Source organism: Clostridium sp. MF28 (assembly GCF_002969175.1).
GTDB classification, from domain to species: domain Bacteria; phylum Bacillota; class Clostridia; order Clostridiales; family Clostridiaceae; genus Clostridium; species Clostridium beijerinckii.
The window spans coordinates 3,463,962-3,483,052 of sequence record NZ_CP014331.1; the positions used below are offsets into that span (position 1 = coordinate 3,463,962).

A 19,091-nucleotide genomic window follows, 5' to 3' on the forward strand; every position below is an offset into this window, starting at 1 on the left:
CGCGGGGTGGAGCAGTTGGTAGCTCGTCGGGCTCATAACCCGAAGGTCGTAGGTTCAAGTCCTGCCCCCGCAACCATAAATATGGCGGAATAGCTCAGCTGGCTAGAGCACTCGGTTCATACCCGAGGTGTCGTAGGTTCAAGTCCTATTTCCGCTACCAATATGTGCCGAAGTGGCGGAACTGGCAGACGCACAGGACTTAAAATCCTGCGGTAGTTAAACACCGTACCGGTTCGATTCCGGTCTTCGGCACCATATATATGAAAAAAATAATATCGCGGGGTGGAGCAGTTGGTAGCTCGTCGGGCTCATAACCCGAAGGTCGTAGGTTCAAGTCCTGCCTCCGCAACCATAAAGTTTAGTAAGCTTTGTTATCAAAGCTTTAACTTATATGTCGTGAACTTGTAGGATACAATGAATATGCCGAAGTGGCGGAACTGGCAGACGCACAGGACTTAAAATCCTGCGGTAGTTAAACACCGTACCGGTTCGATTCCGGTCTTCGGCACCATATATGAAAAAAATAATATCGCGGGGTGGAGCAGTTGGTAGCTCGTCGGGCTCATAACCCGAAGGTCGTAGGTTCAAGTCCTGCCTCCGCAACCATAAGACTTAAGCAGTAGCTCAGGTCTTTTTTTGTTTGGAAAATATTTATTATATGAAGTATAAGATAAAGGCATAATATTCTGAATAAATTCCTAGCCAGTGAGAAGAAAACTTTAGCATCTATTTATAATGCTAAGAATGAGATATTTAAAGTTTACTTTTCTAACATGGTGTTTAAATTAGTTATAGATAGAAGTTTAATATGAATGTAGATGACTACACTTATGTTAGGCTTTTTTTAGTACTTAATATTTTGAGTACTGTAAGTTAACTTGTCATAAGATTGATTACCGAATACGAATTTTGGTCACTTAAGCCAAGAAAATCCGAGAATAATCGTAAAAAATATTATTTTAAGGAGTAATTAAAAAGTGTATTCACGATTTATAATTTTATGAAAAATATTTTATATATAAATTTCTAATAAAATGAGATTAACGACAAATTAATTATAACGTTCTAAGTTTAATAATTAGCCAGATATCTTGATTTACCTTGACTAAGTATGATATTAGATCAAAATGTAATAAAGAAAATAATCTATTAAATCATTAGATATTAGAGAAATATAGATGAAGTTGTCCTACGAAAACTTTATACGATAAACACCTTATGACATTTATCGTAAGGTTATGATGCTATAATCAAATTACATTATTTGGAAATGAGGCGAGCTAATGTGCAGTATGGATTAGGGTTGGATAAGTATGAAGGAATAACTAGAGTAGAAAACTTAAGAAAAAAGTTATGGATGAAAACATCTATAGTGAAGTTAGGGATTATTCTAATTTCAGGAATCTTGCTCGGTAGAGTAAATTTATTATTAAATCAATCAGATAGTCTTGGTATAGCGCCAATAGGAATTGCGTATTTGATAGCTGTAGTTACAAAAGAGAATAGGAGAAATAGTTTAACTGTGGCGATAGGAATCGCTATAGGATATCTAACAATAAGTAGTTTACTGACAGACGGTTATGTATATTTAGTAGCTGTAGCTTTAGTTACAATTTACTATGTGTTTATAGCACCAGCTAAAAATAGAAAAAAGGAATTAGTAGGTTTTGTAATAATTCTAAGTAGTTTTTTTTGTTATGGTTTACTAGTTAATAAATATGAACTTGGCGTAAATATAACTTTATGTTTAATACAGACATTAATTGTATTGCCCATATATTATGTTATAAAGTATGCGCTAAATTCTTTGGAAGAGGTTAATACCAATTACTTCTTTTCTTCGGAGGAAATAGTAAGTATTGGAATATTTTTATGTTTATTAGTTGCAGGAATAGGTAATATAAATATTAGTAATTACTCTATAAGAAATATATGCGCACTTACATTAGTTTTGACGATTGCATATGTAGGCGGTGCAACATATGGAACTATGATTGGAGTTTCTATGGGTATAATGCTTGGAGTTGCTTCAAATGACATGATGTATAGTGTAGCCTTTTTTGGAGTTGGAGGCTTAATTGTTGGCATATTTAAAGATACTGGGAAAATATTTTCAATACTATCAGGTATAATAATTTATACTGCATTAGCTTTGTACTCTAATGCAGTAACATTGAAGTTGGGAGTTGAGGTTCTTACTAGTTCTGTTTTATTCTTGTGTGTTCCAAAACCTGTATTTACAAGTATTGAAATTGAGATAAATCCATATAGAAAGAAAGCATCTTTAGGCGAAATTCAATTAAATGCAATAAAGGAGGAATTTACTTTTAAATTAAAAGAGCTTACAAGTGTACTTACAAATGTATCAAGATGCTTATTAACTAACAATGATAATGAAAATTTATTGATTAAATCGAAAGGGAGTGCATTAGTAGAAAACTTGGCAGATAGAAGTTGTTCAAGCTGTGAAAATAGGCCTTTATGCTGGGAAAGAGAGTTTCATCAAACATTTAATTCTTTTCAAATGTTAATTCAAAGTAAGGAGGAGGGCAAATTAGCAATTCCTATGGATTTGCAAAAAAGATGTATCAAAAATTTTACACTTTTAAAAAATGCAGAGGGGATTGTAACCAATTATAATGTAAATGAATCAATAAAGGAAAGATTAGCAGAAGGAAGAAATATATTATCATCCCATATAACTAACATATCGTGTACTTTAGATAATCTTCTTAATGATTTTAAAAAGGAGGTTAGAATAGATACTGATTTAGAAAGATTGACGAAACGTATACTGAATAAAAACTCCATATATTACAATGATATTTTTTGCTATATAGATAAAAGCGGTAGGGTTAAGATTAGATTAAGTGTAAATAATTGCGAAGGAGCTGATTATTATGGAAAAAACATAGTTTCTCTATTGAGCAGTGCTATGAGAATGAAATTATGTATTGGGGATGATGGTTGTAAAATAAATCCACAGACAAATGAATGTATTATAACGATAGAGGAAAAACCAAAGTATTATATGGTGTCTTATGGTGCAATGGAACCAAAAGGTGGAGAAACTCAAATAGGTGATAGTTATAGTTTTGGAAGGACAAGAAATGGAACGTATATGACAATTCTAAGTGATGGGATGGGGTCTGGACCAGAGGCTAAGGAAGAAAGCAAAGCAACTGTTGATTTGGTAGAAAAGCTTATTGAAGCAGGGTTCGATGAAGATATAACGGTCAACACAGTTAATTCTATAATGGGAATGAGATTTTCGGAAGATGAAAAATATGCAACTTTAGATTTAAATAGAATTGACTTATATAATGGTAATGCAATATTTGTAAAGATAGGCGCAGCACCTAGCTTTATAAAAAGAGGCCGTGATGTAATATCTATTAATTCTAAGAATTTACCTTTTGGACTTGTAGATGAAGTGGACGTGGAAGTTATAAGAGAAGTGCTACGACCTGGTGATATTTTAATTAATGTCAGCGATGGTATTTTAGATATAGATAAATCAAACTCGGGAGAATCAACTTGGATTGAAGAATATTTAAAGACAATTAATTCAGATCCTAGAGAACTGTCAGAAAAGGTGTTAGAAAGAGCGAAAAAATTAAGTAATGGAACAATTAAAGATGATATGACAGTAGTAGTTTCAAAAGTTTATTTAGATAGCTAAGATTATCATGCAATAAGTTATTAAAATATTATAAATAGCTGTTTCAAAAATTTAAATCGTAAGTTAAATTTGAAACAGCTATTTATATTTGTTTCATATTTAAGTAAATAAATAAGATTGTTTTTAAGAATAATGTTATATTTATATAGAATGAGTTTTGAACTGTTAAATTGAAGCAATAATGTTTACATTTAGAACATATATACGTAAAATATAAGAAGCGGAATTGTATATGACATAATAATAAATAAGTAGGAGTGTTATTTTTGTATAGAAAAGTACTGTCTTATATAAAAGACAATAACCTTATTAAACCCAATGATAAAATTTTGATTGCTCTTTCTGGAGGACCAGATTCTATATGTCTTTTGAATGTTTTATTTGAGCTAAGAGAAGAATTAAATATAAGTATAGCTGCTGCACACTTAAATCATCTTTTAAGAGGCGAAGATGCATTTGAAGATGAGAGATATGTCATTAATACATGCAATGATATGGGAATAAAATGTTTTGTCAAACGTGTAGATATTAATGCTTATTCTAAGGAAAGTAAGTTGTCTTCGGAAATGGCTGGGAGGAATGCTAGATATGATTTTTTTGATGAAATCTTAGAAAAAGAAGGCTTTAATAAGATTGCTACTGCGCATAATGCAAATGATCAGGCGGAGACAGTCTTATTTAGGCTTATGAGAGGAACAGGCCTTGAAGGGTTGGGAGGAATTAGGGCGTCTAGAGATGATAAAATAATAAGACCCATTTTATGCTTGAGTAGAGAAGAAGTAGAAAACTACGTAAAGCTAAAGAACTTAAATCCAAGAATTGATAAAACTAACTTTGAAAAAATTTATAATAGAAATAAAATAAGATTAGATATATTGCCATATATGAAAGAAAATTTTAATGAAGATATAGTACAGACTTTGAATAGGATGTCTACATTATTGCAAAAAGATAATGAATTCCTTGAAAAATTATCCGCTGGTTTATACAATAAATATTGTATGGAATGTAATGATTATTTTATAATAAAAAAGGAAATATTTAAAGAGGAAGAATCTTTGGTTAATAGAGTATTAAGGCATGCGTTAACAAGGTATTCAAAGTCTAATTACGATTTTGAAGTTAAGCATATATATGAAATATCTTGTTTGGCTCAAAAATACTCTGGAAAGTTAGTGCATCTTCCAAATGGAGTTTGTGCTGAAAATGTTTATGGAGATATATACATAAAAACAAAGACAAAAAAATCAGATATAAATAGTAAAAAAGAAGAAATAATTTTAGGTAAAGATAACATATATATAAATACAGTTGAGTTTCATAAGTATGTTATTCAATTTTCTATAATTAATGGTTATAATGAAAATTCTATAAACTTAAAGCAAGGAGATTTCGTTAAGTATTTTGATTTTGATAAAATTAATAATAATATTTCAATACGAAATAGAAAGAATGGAGATAAAATTATTCCACTAGGAATGAGTGGTAGCAAAAAATTAAAAGATATTTTTATTGATATGAAAATTCCTAAGAATGAAAGAGAATGCATCCCTATTTTATGCTTTGATGAAAGGATTGCATGGGTTATTGGAATTAGAATCTCAGAAGAATATAAACTTACAAGTAAAAGTACGAATATATTAAAAGTAGTCGTTCAAAGAAAGGAATATTAAATATGAAACAAGATATACAAGAGATACTATACTCAGAAGAAATTTTAAGTAAGAGAATTAAAGAACTTGCAAGTGAAATAAGTACAGATTATAGAGGAAAAGATTTACTTATAGTTGGTATTTTAAAAGGATCAGTAATATTTGCTGCCGAGCTAATAAAAAACATATCTATTAAATGTGAAATAGATTTTATGGCAGTTTCAAGCTATGGAAGTTCTACAGAAACATCTGGTGTCGTAAGAATATTAAAAGACTTAGATAATAGTATAGAAGGAAAAGATATTTTAGTGGTTGAGGATATTGTTGATACAGGAGTAACCTTAACATATTTACTTAAATATTTAAAAGCGAGAAAAGCAAATAGTATAGAAATAGTTGCATTACTAAATAAGCAAGCGAGGCGTAAATCTGATTTAGATGTTAAATATATTGGATTTGAGGTTCCTGATGGATTCATAGTAGGTTATGGAATAGATTATGCTGAAAAATACAGGAATTTACCTTTTATAGGGATATTAAAGCCTGAAGTATATGAAAAATAGAAAGTTCAAATTTAATTGTAATAAAAATATTCCTATGGTAAAATTTTAAATATGATGAGAGAGGGGGGCCTTGAATGAAAAAATATTCAAGTGCGGCTGTATGGATTGTATGCTCAGTTATGCTGATTTTAGCAGCAGTTACTATGTGGCAAACAGGAAAAGGTTCTAATGAGATAACTTATAGTTCATTTATACAAAAGTGGAATTCAAATGAAATAGAAAGTATCTTAGTCAAGGAAGACAGCATGACTATAGAAGGAAAAACTACTGATAATAAAAGTTTTGTTACTATTGCTCCGGGTGAACTTGTTAGTTCGCTTATAGTAAATCAGCCTAAATTAGATGTTAAAGTCGTTTTTGAGAAACCATCTAATAATGCAACGTGGATAGCAACATTACTTCCATTTATATTAATGGCAGTATTTATATTTATATTCCTATTTATATTTACTCAACAATCCCAAAGCGGAAGTGGTGGAAGAGGGGTTATGAATTTTGGTAAAAGCAAAGCTAAAATGGTAACTCCAGATACACAAACAGTTACATTTGAAGATATAGCAGGTGCGGATGAAGAGAAAGCTGAGCTTGAAGAAATTGTTGAATTTTTAAAATTGCCATCAAAGTATATACAGATAGGCGCAAGAATTCCTAAAGGCGTTTTATTAGTTGGGCCTCCTGGGACTGGAAAAACATTACTTGCAAAAGCGATAGCGGGAGAGGCAGGCGTGCCATTCTTTAGTATATCAGGATCAGATTTTGTTGAAATGTTTGTTGGTGTTGGTGCATCGAGAGTTAGAAGTTTATTTGAAGAAGCAAAGAAAAATTCACCTTGTATAGTATTTATAGATGAAATTGATGCAGTTGGAAGACAGAGAGGTGCAGGCTTAGGTGGAGGACATGACGAAAGAGAACAGACATTAAATCAACTTCTTGTTGAAATGGATGGATTCGGTGCTAATGAAGGTATCATAATGATAGCTGCAACAAATAGGCCTGATATATTAGATCCAGCGTTATTAAGACCAGGAAGATTTGATAGGCAAATAATTGTTGGAGCTCCAGATGTAAAAGGTAGAGAGGAAATTCTTAAAGTTCATACAAGAAAGAAACCACTAAATGATGATGTGAAGTTAGATGTGCTTGCTAGAAGAACACCAGGGTTTTCGGGAGCAGATTTAGAAAATCTAACAAATGAAGCGGCATTACTTGCTGTTAGAAAAGACAAAAAACAAATTTCTATGTCTGAAATGGAAGAAGCAATAACAAAAGTAATTGCAGGTCCTGAGAAAAAGAGTAGGGTAATAACTGAACATGATAGGAAATTAACAGCTTATCATGAAGCAGGTCATGCAGTTGTTATGAGATTGCTTCCACACTGTGATCCGGTTCATGAAATAAGTGTAATTCCAAGAGGTAGAGCTGGTGGATATACTATGCATCTTCCAAAGGAGGACACTTCTTATACATCTAAGTCTAAATTAAAAGATGAGATGGTTGGACTCCTAGGTGGAAGAGTTGCTGAAAGATTGATTATGGGAGATATAAGTACTGGTGCAAAAAATGATATAGATAGAGCAAGTCATATAGCTAGAAGTATGGTTATGGATTATGGTATGAGCGAAGAAATTGGAACTATATCATTTAGTACTTCAGGGCATGATGAAGTTTTCCTTGGAAGAGACTTAGGTAAGGGGAGAAACTTTAGCGAAGAGATAGGTTCTAAAATAGATAAAGAAATAAAGAAATTTATAGATGAGGCTTATGATAGAGCTAATAAGCTTCTAAAAGAAAATATAAACAAATTACATGCTGTTGCAAAAGCTTTAATTGAAAAAGAAAAACTTGATGCAGAAGAATTCGAAGATATTTTTGTAAATAATTAATACACAGGCTATTTCAGGCACAAAATGGGTTTGAAATAGCCCTTTAATTTTTTATATGTAGAATCATAGAATATTTATATTAATACGAATATTCGGAGTCTATTTATACTTATTATTCGAAAAAACTTTTATTATGTATAGTGAAATGATATAATAAATTATATTAAGTATGATTTTGGGTTTATATTTAGGAGGGATTTTAAATGAAAAGTGATATTCAGATTGCTCAAGAGGCAAAGATGGAGCCGATAAAAAATGTGGCTGAAAAATTGGGACTTTGCGAAGATGATATAGAGTACTATGGAAAATATAAGTGTAAAATATCTTTAGATGTATATGATAAGGTTAAAAATAATAATAATGGAAAGTTAGTTTTGGTAACAGCTATAAATCCAACTCCTGCAGGAGAAGGAAAGTCAACAGTTACAGTAGGGCTTGGTCAGGCTTTAAACAGGATTGGGAAGAAAGCCGTTATAGCATTAAGGGAGCCATCATTAGGACCGGTTTTCGGGATCAAGGGTGGAGCAGCTGGGGGAGGATATGCTCAAGTTGTTCCTATGGAAGATATCAATCTTCATTTTACTGGAGATATGCATGCTATTACATCTGCTAATAATTTGTTATCTGCAGCAATAGATAACCATATTCACCAAGGTAATGTTTTAAGAATTGATTCTAGAAGAATTGTATTTAAAAGAGTAATGGATATGAATATAGAGCGTTAAGACATATCATTGTTGGGATGGGTGGAAAGGTTAATGGATTTGTTAGAGAAGATGGATTCAATATAACTGTTGCATCTGAAATAATGGCTATATTATGTTTAGCAAGTGATCTAGAAGATTTGAAAGAAAGAATGGGGAATATAGTAATTGCATATAATTTAGATGGAAATCCTGTTTATGCTAAGGAACTAGAAGTACAAGGAGCTATGGCGCTACTAATGAAAGACGCGATTAAGCCTAACTTGGTTCAAACATTAGAAAATACTCCTGCATTAATACATGGAGGACCATTTGCTAATATTGCTCATGGATGTAATTCTATAATGGCAACTAAGCTTGCTTTAAAGTTGGGAGATGTTGCCATAACAGAAGCTGGATTTGGAGCGGATTTAGGTGCAGAGAAGTTCTTTGATATTAAATGTAGATATGGTAATTTAGAACCTGAATGTGTTGTAGTTGTTGCGACTATAAGAGCATTAAAGCATCATGGCGGAGTAGCTAAGACAGAATTAAATGTTCCAAATGTTGAAGCATTAAAAGATGGAATTGCTAATTTGGAAAAACAGATAGAGAATATAAAGAAGTTTAAAATTACACCTGTTGTTGCAATAAATAAGTTTGTTACAGATAGTTCGGAAGAAGTGGAATTCATTAAGGATTTTTGCGATAGAATTGGGGTTAAAGTAGCATTGTGTGATGTGTGGGCTAAAGGTGGTGAAGGTGGAATTGACCTTGCCAATATAGTGTTAGATGCACTAGAGAATAGTGAATCAAATTTTGAGCCTATATATGATAAGGAAAAATCTATTAGAGAGAAAATATTTACAATTGCTAGTGAAATTTATGGAGCAGATAAAGTTAATTATACTCCAGCAGCAAAAAAACAAATTGATGAATTAGAAAAGTTCAAGTTGGATAAACTTCCTGTATGTATGGCAAAAACGCAATATTCACTATCAGATAATCCTAGCCTTTTAGCTAGGCCTACAGGATTTGATATTACAGTTAAAGAAGTCAGAGTATCAAATGGAGCTGGATTTATAGTGGTTCAGACAGGTGACATAATGACTATGCCTGGCCTTCCAAAGGTACCAGCAGCAAATAAGATGGATGTATTAAAAAGTGGAGAAATAATAGGATTATTCTAATGAATGCATATATGTGTATTTAAGTTGAAAACAGAAGCTAGAAAATGGTGGTATTAATCTAAAATCACATTTAAACTCTTGACAAATTAAATATAATTGTTAAAATTATATTGTTATTTTTTAGTCAATTTCAAAATTAAGGCAGCTCTTCGGGCTGCTTTTAATTTAACTATATTAAGGTGGTGCTTTCTATGATTTTACTTGTTGATGCAGGTAATACTAACATTGTTTTGGGAGTACATAATGGAGAAAGGTATATAGCTAGTTGGCGTATTTCAAGTGAAGGAAATAAAACTTCAGATGAGTATGGTATACAAGTTATGCAACTATTTAACTTAAGTGACATTGATCCTAAAAATATTACTGGAGTTATAGTTTCTTCTGTTGTTCCTAATATAATGCATTCTTTAGAAAATATGTTAAGAAAATGTTTTTGTCACGAACCTATAATAGTTGGACCAGGAGTGAAAACTGGAATAAATATTAAATATGATAACCCGAGAGAAGTTGGAGCAGATAGAATAGTAAATGCTGTTGCTGCATATGAAATTTACAAGAGACCAGTTATAATAATAGACTTTGGAACAGCTACAACTTTTTGTGCAGTAAGAGCGAATGGAGATTATCTTGGAGGATGCATATGCCCTGGAATAAGAATTTCGGCGGATGCTTTATTTGAAAGAGCAGCTAAGCTTCCTAGAGTAGAATTAGAAGTACCAAAAAATATGATTTGCAAAAATACTGTATCAAGTATGCAATCTGGTATTATATTTGGTTATATTGGGCAAGTTGAATATATAGTGAAAAAAATGAAACAAGAAATGAAAAATTCTAAGTATAAGGAAGAACCTTTTGTATTAGCAACAGGTGGATTAGCAAATTTAATAGCTAAAGAGACTGATGTTATTGATAAGGTTGATTCGGATTTAACACTAGAAGGATTAAAAATATTATATGAAAAAAACAAAGAAATAGAGATTTCCCAAAGATAAATTATATGGAAATTGAGATTTATACAAGATGTAAGGAGTATATTCTACAATGAAGATAGGGAATTTAACCTTTGAAAACAATATATTTCTAGCACCTATGGCAGGAGTAACTGACATATCATTTAGAGGATTATGTAAGGAAATGGGATGCGGTTTGGTTTACACCGAAATGGTTAGTGCTAAAGCATTATATTATGGAAGCGAGAATACACAAACCTTACTTAGAATAGCAGATGAAGAAAAACCAGTTGCGGCCCAGATATTTGGTAGAGAGCCAGATGTGATGGCTAGAATTTGTGAGGAATATTTAAATAACAGGGAAGATATTTGTATAATTGATATTAATATGGGATGCCCAGCTCCCAAAATAGTTAAAAATGGAGAGGGATCTGCATTAATGAAAGAACCGGAACTTGCATACGATATCGTTAGAACTATAAAAAAAGTTTCAACCAAACCTGTTACTGTCAAGTTTAGAAAAGGATTTGATGAAGATAATATTAATGCAGTAGAATTTGCAAAAGGGATGGAACAAGCTGGAGCAGATGCTATTGCTGTTCATGGACGAACACGAAAACAAATGTATCAAGGGAAAGCAGATTGGGACATAATAAAGAGAGTTAAGGATAGTGTTTCAATTCCTGTAATAGGAAATGGAGATGTATTTTCTCCAGAAGATGCTATCAGAATGAAAAGAACTACAAATTGTGATGGAATAATGATTGCAAGAGGAAGTCAAGGAAATCCATGGATATTTAGACAGATAAATAATTTGCTTAATGGAGAAGTAATTCAAGAAGTTTCAGATAATGAAAAAATTGAAATGTGTATTAGGCATTACGAATTAGCAATAAAATATGATGGGGAATTTAAAGCGATAAGAGAAATGAGAAAACACGCATCATGGTATATTAAAGGACTTCCAAGATGCACAGAACTTAAAAATAAGATTAATACTATAAATGATAGTGAAAAAGTTATTGAAGCTTTAAGAAAATATCAAGATGAATTATAGTTTTGTAAGTATAACTAGAATTATTTAATTGTTTCAAGCATATTATTAATATTTAGAAAAATGTAATTTGGTTTAATAATAAATCTAGTATAAATATGAGTATTAATTTTTGTGTAAAAATTATAATTTATGTTTTACTAATTTACTTTTATATTAATATTTAAACTAGGTTTATTTAATGTTTGATTCACAGCAATCATAGCTATGAGTAAAGTTGTTCCGAATTAGTTGCTAACTAATGGAGCGAATTGCTTCAAATTAGGATTTATTGACATATGAAATGTGCTGATTTATAATAAGTTAAATGATTTTCAGATTAAAATATTTTTCAAATTATTATAAATTTGTAGGTACTCTCTGTTAACGATATAATAAGAGATTGCTTAAAATATTTATTTAATAGATAATTTATCAAAATAAAGATTATAATCAATAACTAAAATAAATAATATAGAAGGTTTTAAAGGGGAGTTAAAGTATATGAGCCAATCAAAACAATATGTTATGACTTATGAAGGTGTTAAAAAATTAGAAAGTGAATTAGAATATCTAAAAACAGTAAAAAGAAAAGAAATAACTGAAAAGATAAAAATTGCTTTAGGATACGGAGACTTAAGTGAAAATTCTGAGTATGATGAAGCTAAAAACGACCAAGCATTTACAGAAGGAAGAATAATTCAATTAGAAAATATGCTTAAAAATGCAGTGGTTGTAGATGAGTCAGAGATTCCAAGTGATATTGTTTCAGTTGGATCAAAGGTAAAAGTTAAAGATTATGAATTTGATGAAGAAGTAGAGTATTCAATAGTAGGTTCTGCAGAAGCGGACCCTATGAATTTTAAAATATCAAACGAATCACCGGTTGGAAATGCACTAGTTGGTAAAAAAGTTGGTGATGTAGTAGAGGTAACAGTTCCAGACGGAGTTAATAAATTCGAAATACTAGGAATAAGTAGAAGTTAATTGGAGGTACAGCAATGTCAACAGAAGAAATGAGCATGCAAGAGTTAGAGTCTCAGTATAATGAACAGGAAGGATTGAGAAGAGCTAAGCTAGCAGAGCTACAAGGTGCTGGAAAGGATCCTTTTGATGTTTATAAAGTCAACAGAACTCATACATCAGAGGAAGTTAAGGCAAATTATGATGCACTAGAAGGTAAGGAAGTAACCGTTGCAGGAAGACTAATGTCTAAAAGAGGGCAGGGAAAAGTTGTTTTCTCAGATATACATGATAAGGATGGTAAGATACAACTATTCTTAAAGATTGATAAGGTTGGGGAAGAAAATTTAAAGCAATATAAAACTTTTGATTTAGGTGATTGGATTGCAGCAACTGGAGAAGTATTTACAACTAAAACAGGTGAAGTATCAGTAAATGTAAATACTTTTGAGTTGACTTGTAAATCTTTAAAGCCACTTCCAGAAAAATGGCATGGGTTAAAGGATCCAGATTTAAGATATAGACAAAGAGAAGTTGATATAATTACAAATACAGAAGTTAAGGATACTTTTATTAAAAGAAGTAAAATCATTTCAGCTATAAGAGAATTCCTAGATGCTAAAAGCTTTATAGAAGTAGAAACTCCAATTCTTGGAGCAATAGCTGGTGGAGCAGCAGCAAAACCTTTCATTACTCATCACAATACTTTAGATATGGATATGTATTTAAGAATAGCTACAGAGTTATATCTTAAGAGATTAATAGTTGCTGGTTTTGAAAAGGTATATGAAATAGGAAGAAATTTTAGAAATGAAGGTATGTCAGTAAGACATAATCCTGAATTTACAGCTATAGAATTATACGAAGCATATTCTGATTATAATGACATGATGGAAATTACAGAAAATATGGTTGCATATATTTGTGAAAAAGTAAATGGAACTACTAAGGTTGCTTATCAAGGTACAGAAATAGACTTTAAGCCACCATGGAGAAGAATCACTATGGTTGATGCTGTAAAAGAATATGCTGGAGTAGATTTCAATGAAATAAAATCTGACGATGAAGCTCAAACTATAGCAAAGGAAAAACACTTAGAATTTGCTAAACCATTAAATACAGTAACAAAAGGTGAAGTTTTAAATGCTTTATATGAAGAGTTTGGTGAAGCAAATATGATTCAACCTACATTTGTTACGGATTATCCAGTTGAAATTTCACCTCTTACAAAGAAGAAGAGAGGAAATCCTGAATTCACTGAAAGATTTGAAGGCTTTGTATTTGGTAGAGAACTTTGTAATGCATACTCAGAATTAAACGATCCTATAGTTCAAAGACAAAGATTCGAACAACAAGCTAAAGAGAGAGAACTTGGAGATGACGAGGCATATATGCTAGATGAACAATTTATGAGTGCTCTTGAAACAGGTATGCCACCAACAGGTGGAATGGGAATGGGAATAGATAGACTTATAATGTTCTTAACTGATTCAGCTTCAATCAGAGATGTTATATTATTCCCTACAATGAGACCGCAGAAATAATTTGATACAGTTAAAGTAAATAGATTATATTTATTTCTATAAAAAGGTTCTATATGTATAAAAGGCATATATGAACCTTTTATTGTTGTTGATTTAAAAATGAAATATAAGAAACATAATTTGAAATCAGGAACTCTATAATAAGTTCAGAAATATTTTATTATCTGCATAAATATTTATAGGAATTAGTATTTCTTCTGGATAATAAGAAAGAAAAGCTATAAGTATTTCTGAAAACTACAAAAGTAAATAAAATATAAAAAAGACTTGCATAATCTAAAAAAGCTGATATAATAGATTAAGTAATGACGTTCCGCGATAGCTCAATGGTGGAGCACTCGGCTGTTAACCGATAGGTTGGAGGTTCGAGTCCTCTTCGCGGAGCCATTTTTTTATATTTTTTAGAATAGTATTATAAGTTATAACATGTACTTTGGAAGCATTGTTATAGCTTTTTTATTCCATATGAATTTATACTAAATTTAAATTTGTGAACATTGTTACTCTTGATGGCATAAGTTATGGAAATACTTACTCGGAGAATCACAGTTTGTAAAGAGAATGAAAAAATATATTAGCCTGTCGAATTTTTCTCACACACATTTGAAAAAGTAGATGCGCAAAAATCTACAGTTTCACAATCGCTTGAGATTTTATTCTTTCCAAGTTTTATAAAGATGAATTAGGAATATATAATATGTATTAATTCTAAAATGTAAATGTAATTTGATAATTTTGATAGTATAGAGATATAAATTTGATATTTTGCTAAAAAAGGGTTGCATAATTTAAAAAAGCTGATATAATAGATTAAGTAATGACGTTCCGCGATAGCTCAATGGTGGAGCACTCGGCTGTTAACCGATAGGTTGGAGGTTCGAGTCCTCTTCGCGGAGCCATTTTTTTTATTTTATTTAGAATAGTATTATAAGTTATAGCATGCATTTTGAAAGCATTGTTATAGCTTTTTTTATTCCATATGAATTTATACTAAATTTAAAGTTGCGAATATTGTAACTCTTGAGGGCATAAGTTATGGAAATACTTACTCAGAGAATCACAGTTTGTAAAGAGAATGAAAAAATATATTATCCTGCTGAATTTTTCTCACATACATTTGAAAAATCAGGTGGGTAAAATCTACAGTTCCACAATCGCTTGAGATTTTGTTCTTTTCAGGCTCTATAAAGATGAATTAGGAATATATAATATGTATTAATTCTAAAATGTAGATGTTATTTGATAACTTTGATAGTATAGAGATATAATTTTGATATTTTATTAAAAAAGGGTTGCATAATCTAAAAAAACTGATATAATAGATTAAGTAATGACGTTCCGCGATAGCTCAATGGTGGAGCACTCGGCTGTTAACCGATAGGTTGGAGGTTCGAGTCCTCTTCGCGGAGCCATTTTTTTATATTTTTTTAGAAAATATTCAGACTTGACATATAAAATGATTTTGTTAAAATTAATTTATAAATTAAATACACATGTTGAAAAAGAAAAGTAATTTATAAGTCAGTTGAAGAGAGATGATGTTTGGTGGAAATCATTATTGGTTATAAATGAATGGAGCTTTTGAGTGTGAGGAAATCGATGAAGAAAGATGGGCTTAAGCCAAGAAGGGTGGAACCGCGGAATTATATTTCGTCCCTTTGTGCTTAAAGCCTTTTTTATTTTATAAAAATATATTTGGAGGGATAAAACAATGGCAGTAGAAAAAACAATGGATAAGATTGTGGCTCTTTGTAAAAATAGAGGATTTGTATTTCCAGGCTCAGATATATACGGTGGTCTAGCTAATTCGTGGGATTACGGTCCTTTAGGGGTAGAATTCAAAAATAATGTAAAAAAAGCATGGTGGAAAAAATTTGTTCAAGAAAGTCCGTATAATGTTGGATTAGATTCTGCTATTTTAATGAATAGAGAAGTTTGGGTTGCATCAGGGCATGTTGGAGGTTTTTCAGACCCATTAATGGATTGTAAGGAATGTAAGGCAAGATTTAGAGCTGATAAATTAGTTGAAGATCATATGACAGAAAATGGAGCAGAAGTAGCGACAGCTGATGGATGGACTAACGAACAATTGAAAGAATATATTGAAAGAAATAACATAGTTTGTCCCAAATGTGGAAAGATGAACTACACAGATATAAGAAAGTTTAATCTTATGTTTAAAACATTTCAGGGTGTTACTGAAGATGCTAAATCAGAAATGTATTTAAGACCAGAAACAGCACAAGGTATTTTTGTTAATTTTAAAGCAGTGCAAAGAACATCAAGAAAAAAAGTACCATTTGGTATAGCCCAAATAGGTAAATCTTTTAGAAATGAAATTACACCCGGTAATTTTACTTTCAGAACAAGAGAATTTGAACAAATGGAATTAGAATTCTTCTGTAAGCCTGGAACTGATTTAGAGTGGCACAAATATTGGAAGGACTATTGTTGGAACTTCTTGCTAAATTTGAATGTTAAGGCAGAAAATTTAAGAATGAGAGATCATGGAGAAGAAGAGTTATCTTTCTACTCGAATGCAACTTCTGATATAGAATATTTATTCCCATTTGGTTGGGGAGAACTTTGGGGAATAGCAGATAGAACTGATTATGATTTATCTAAACATCAAGAACATTCTGGCCAGGATTTAAGCTATTTAGATCAAACAACTAATGAGAAATATGTTCCATATGTTATAGAGCCGTCGTTAGGCGCGGATAGAGTTGCTTTAGCATTTTTAATTGAAGCATATGATGAAGAAGAGTTAGAAGGTGGAGATGTTAGAACTGTAATGCATTTACACCCAGCATTAGCTCCGTTTAAAGCAGCAATATTGCCTCTTTCTAAAAAGCTATCAGAAAAATCTTTAGATATTTATGCGGAGTTAAGTAAGAAATTCAATCTTGATTTCGATGAAACAGGAAGTATAGGTAAGAGATACAGAAGACAAGATGAAATTGGAACTCCTTATTGTATAACAATAGATTTCGATACATTAGAAGATGAGTCAGTAACAATTAGAAATAGAGATACTATGGAACAAGAAAGAATTAAAATAAGTGAAATAGAAAATTATATCCAAGCAAGTTTGGAATTTTAGGATTATACCTAAACAAAAACTGATTCAAGATAATTTCTTCTTGGGTCAGTTTATTTTTTTGTTGCAAGTGTTATAATTAAAATAACGAAGAACAAATTTTGGCAATAATATATACGATGGATAGAGATTTAAATTTGGAGGATAAATCATGAAGAAAGATTTTAATGAGTTTAAGGAATTTATAGTGGGTAAGAAAGTTGGAGTTGTTGGAATTGGAGTAAGCAATATTCCGTTAATCAATTTTTTAATAGATTTAGGTGCTGCTGTAACGGCTTTTGATAAAAAGAGTTTAGAAGAACTTGGAGACGTTGCAGAAGGATTTAATAAAAGGGGAGTTAAGCTGGAGCTTGGAGAAAAATATCTAGATAACTTAAAAGGGTTTGATGTGATATTTAAAACACCATCAATGAGGATTGATAGTGAAGCATTAGTAAGGGTTAGAAAAGAAGGAGCATATGTTACTTCTGAGATGGAAGAGTTTGTTAGGTATACAAGAGGAAAAGTCTATGGAATAACCGGTAGCGATGGAAAGACAACAACAACAACAATTATTTCTAAGTTACTAGAAGGTCAAGGGTATAAAACATGGGTCGGAGGAAATATAGGAACTCCATTATTTTCAGAAATAGAAAACATACATGATGAAGATAAAGTTGTATTAGAGTTATCTAGCTTTCAACTTATGACAATGACTCAAGAAATAGATGTTGCAGTATGTACAAATTTATCCCCAAATCACTTAGACATGCATAAAAGTATGAAAGAGTATATAGATGCGAAAAAGAATATCTTTATATATCAAAATTCAAATGGACTTTTAGTAGTGAATAGAGAAAACGAAATTACCCATGGATTTATAAAAGAAGCGAAAGGAAATGTGAAAGAGTTCAGTTCAAAAAGAGAACTGATAGATGGGGCATACTATAAAAATGGGATACTCTATCTTGAAGACAAGGAAGTTTGCAAAAAAGACGATATCGTAATTAAGGGGATGCATAATGTTGAAAATTATCTTGCAGCATTTTTAGCAACAAAAGACGATGTCTCTGTGGAGGTAATGAAAAAAGTTGCTGAAACATTTGCTGGCGTTGAACATAGGTGTGAACTTGTAAGAGAGATAGACAGAGTTAAATATTATAATGATTCTATTGCTTCAAGTCCTACAAGAACTTTAGCGGGGCTTAGAGCATTTGATGAAAAAGTAATAGTTATTGCAGGAGGGTATGATAAGAATATACCTTTTGAACCTTTAGCATATGAGGGGTACCCATATATAAAAGAATTGATCCTTATGGGAGCGACAAAGCACAAGATCAAAGATGTTTTTGATAATTTAGAAAATGAAAAAGGAATTAAAATTAATATAAATATGGTTGAGTCTTTGGAAGAGGCAGTAAGACTTGCTGAAAGCATAGCGAATCCAGGCGATATTGTCACTCTATCACCTGCTTGTGCATCATTTGATATGTATCCTAATTTTATGATAAGAGGTAATAAGTTTAAAGAGATAGTGAAGTCTTTATAAGTTCATAATGCAAGAAATAGGAGATAAGTGTTTAGTTATAAATACTTATCTCCTATTTTGCATTAACTTTTAGAAGAAAAATCTTTGAAGTATATATTATTCACATTTATACTTGGGCTATAGAATATACCTGAGGTAGTCAAATAATATTCATTTATACCCTCTGATATCTCTGGTTTAGAGGTAGCGGTTGAATTTTTTAAGTCTACTGATAGTGAGTATAAGTTATTTGAGTCACTGCCGTTAATAAAATATATGGATTTATCTATAATTTTTAACTGAAATCCATTCATTATGGAAATTCTCTTGCAGCTTAATGT

At 31.3% G+C, this 19,091-nt stretch carries 11 protein-coding genes, 9 tRNA genes, 1 pseudogene and 1 other annotated feature (1 of these 22 only partly in view); of the genes and pseudogenes, 20 read left to right on the forward strand and 1 reads right to left on the reverse strand.

Annotation, left to right across the window (positions count from 1 at the left end; genetic code table 11):
- From AXY43_RS14950 to murD, 20 genes and pseudogenes are all read left to right on the forward strand, one after another.
- Positions 1 to 76 (forward strand) — tRNA-Met (locus AXY43_RS14950).
- Between the two features lie 7 nt (positions 77 to 83).
- Positions 84 to 160 (forward strand) — tRNA-Met (locus tag AXY43_RS14955).
- Between the two features lie 6 nt (positions 161 to 166).
- Positions 167 to 255 (forward strand) — tRNA-Leu (locus AXY43_RS14960).
- Between the two features lie 21 nt (positions 256 to 276).
- Positions 277 to 352 (forward strand) — tRNA-Met (locus AXY43_RS14965).
- A gap of 70 nt (positions 353 to 422) precedes the next feature.
- Positions 423 to 511 (forward strand) — tRNA-Leu (locus AXY43_RS14970).
- 19 nt (positions 512 to 530) lie between these two features.
- Positions 531 to 606: transfer RNA gene (locus AXY43_RS14975), tRNA-Met, on the forward strand.
- Between the two features lie 664 nt (positions 607 to 1,270).
- Positions 1,271 to 3,682 (forward strand): stage II sporulation protein E, encoded by a 2,412-nt coding sequence (gene spoIIE / locus AXY43_RS14980; RefSeq protein WP_077723627.1) that lies wholly within the window; start codon positions 1,271 to 1,273, stop codon positions 3,680 to 3,682.
- A 266-nt stretch (positions 3,683 to 3,948) separates the two neighbouring features.
- Positions 3,949 to 5,355, forward strand: a complete 1,407-nt coding sequence (gene tilS / locus AXY43_RS14985) for a tRNA lysidine(34) synthetase TilS (protein ID WP_023976916.1) — start codon at positions 3,949 to 3,951, stop codon at positions 5,353 to 5,355.
- A gap of 2 nt (positions 5,356 to 5,357) precedes the next feature.
- Entirely contained in the window at positions 5,358 to 5,897 is a 540-nt protein-coding gene (hpt, locus tag AXY43_RS14990; RefSeq protein ID WP_011967463.1) for a hypoxanthine phosphoribosyltransferase, read from the forward strand.
- Between the two features lie 74 nt (positions 5,898 to 5,971).
- The gene (gene ftsH, locus AXY43_RS14995) at positions 5,972 to 7,780 is read left to right on the forward strand and encodes an ATP-dependent zinc metalloprotease FtsH (RefSeq protein ID WP_023976915.1); all 1,809 of its coding nucleotides are present in this window, start codon (positions 5,972 to 5,974) and stop codon (positions 7,778 to 7,780) included.
- A 203-nt stretch (positions 7,781 to 7,983) separates the two neighbouring features.
- Positions 7,984 to 9,653: pseudogene (locus tag AXY43_RS15000) on the forward strand (formate--tetrahydrofolate ligase).
- Between the two features lie 191 nt (positions 9,654 to 9,844).
- On the forward strand, positions 9,845 to 10,645 hold the full coding sequence (locus tag AXY43_RS15005; protein ID WP_011967466.1) for a type III pantothenate kinase: 801 nt from the start codon (positions 9,845 to 9,847) through the stop codon (positions 10,643 to 10,645).
- 49 nt (positions 10,646 to 10,694) lie between these two features.
- Positions 10,695 to 11,660: a tRNA dihydrouridine synthase DusB gene (gene dusB, locus AXY43_RS15010; protein ID WP_023976913.1), complete on the forward strand. Its 966-nt coding sequence runs from the start codon at positions 10,695 to 10,697 to the stop codon at positions 11,658 to 11,660.
- 480 nt (positions 11,661 to 12,140) lie between these two features.
- Positions 12,141 to 12,623 (forward strand): transcription elongation factor GreA, encoded by a 483-nt coding sequence (gene greA / locus AXY43_RS15015; RefSeq protein WP_011967468.1) that lies wholly within the window; start codon positions 12,141 to 12,143, stop codon positions 12,621 to 12,623.
- Positions 12,624 to 12,637: 14 nt separating this feature from the next.
- The gene (lysS, locus tag AXY43_RS15020) at positions 12,638 to 14,143 is read left to right on the forward strand and encodes a lysine--tRNA ligase (protein ID WP_011967469.1); all 1,506 of its coding nucleotides are present in this window, start codon (positions 12,638 to 12,640) and stop codon (positions 14,141 to 14,143) included.
- A gap of 312 nt (positions 14,144 to 14,455) precedes the next feature.
- Positions 14,456 to 14,530: transfer RNA gene (locus AXY43_RS15025), tRNA-Asn, on the forward strand.
- Positions 14,531 to 14,967: 437 nt separating this feature from the next.
- Positions 14,968 to 15,042 (forward strand) — tRNA-Asn (locus tag AXY43_RS15030).
- 438 nt (positions 15,043 to 15,480) lie between these two features.
- A tRNA-Asn gene (locus tag AXY43_RS15035) sits at positions 15,481 to 15,555 on the forward strand.
- A 75-nt stretch (positions 15,556 to 15,630) separates the two neighbouring features.
- Positions 15,631 to 15,804 (forward strand) — a binding site (T-box leader).
- A 50-nt stretch (positions 15,805 to 15,854) separates the two neighbouring features.
- Positions 15,855 to 17,246 carry a glycine--tRNA ligase gene (locus AXY43_RS15040; protein ID WP_011967470.1) on the forward strand — a complete coding sequence of 464 codons (1,392 nt, stop codon included), beginning with the start codon at positions 15,855 to 15,857 and terminating at the stop codon, positions 17,244 to 17,246.
- A 148-nt stretch (positions 17,247 to 17,394) separates the two neighbouring features.
- Positions 17,395 to 18,771 carry a UDP-N-acetylmuramoyl-L-alanine--D-glutamate ligase gene (murD, locus tag AXY43_RS15045; RefSeq protein WP_023977052.1) on the forward strand — a complete coding sequence of 459 codons (1,377 nt, stop codon included), beginning with the start codon at positions 17,395 to 17,397 and terminating at the stop codon, positions 18,769 to 18,771.
- Between the two features lie 62 nt (positions 18,772 to 18,833).
- Here murD and AXY43_RS15050 read toward each other — a convergent pair whose 3' ends face one another.
- Positions 18,834 to 19,091, reverse strand: the end of a protein-coding gene (locus tag AXY43_RS15050) for a DUF5050 domain-containing protein (RefSeq protein WP_243099093.1). 489 nt of this gene lie beyond the right edge of the window; the window shows 258 of its 747 coding nt (coding positions 490–747); its start codon lies beyond the right edge, outside the window — the gene reads right to left on this strand; the stop codon is at positions 18,834 to 18,836.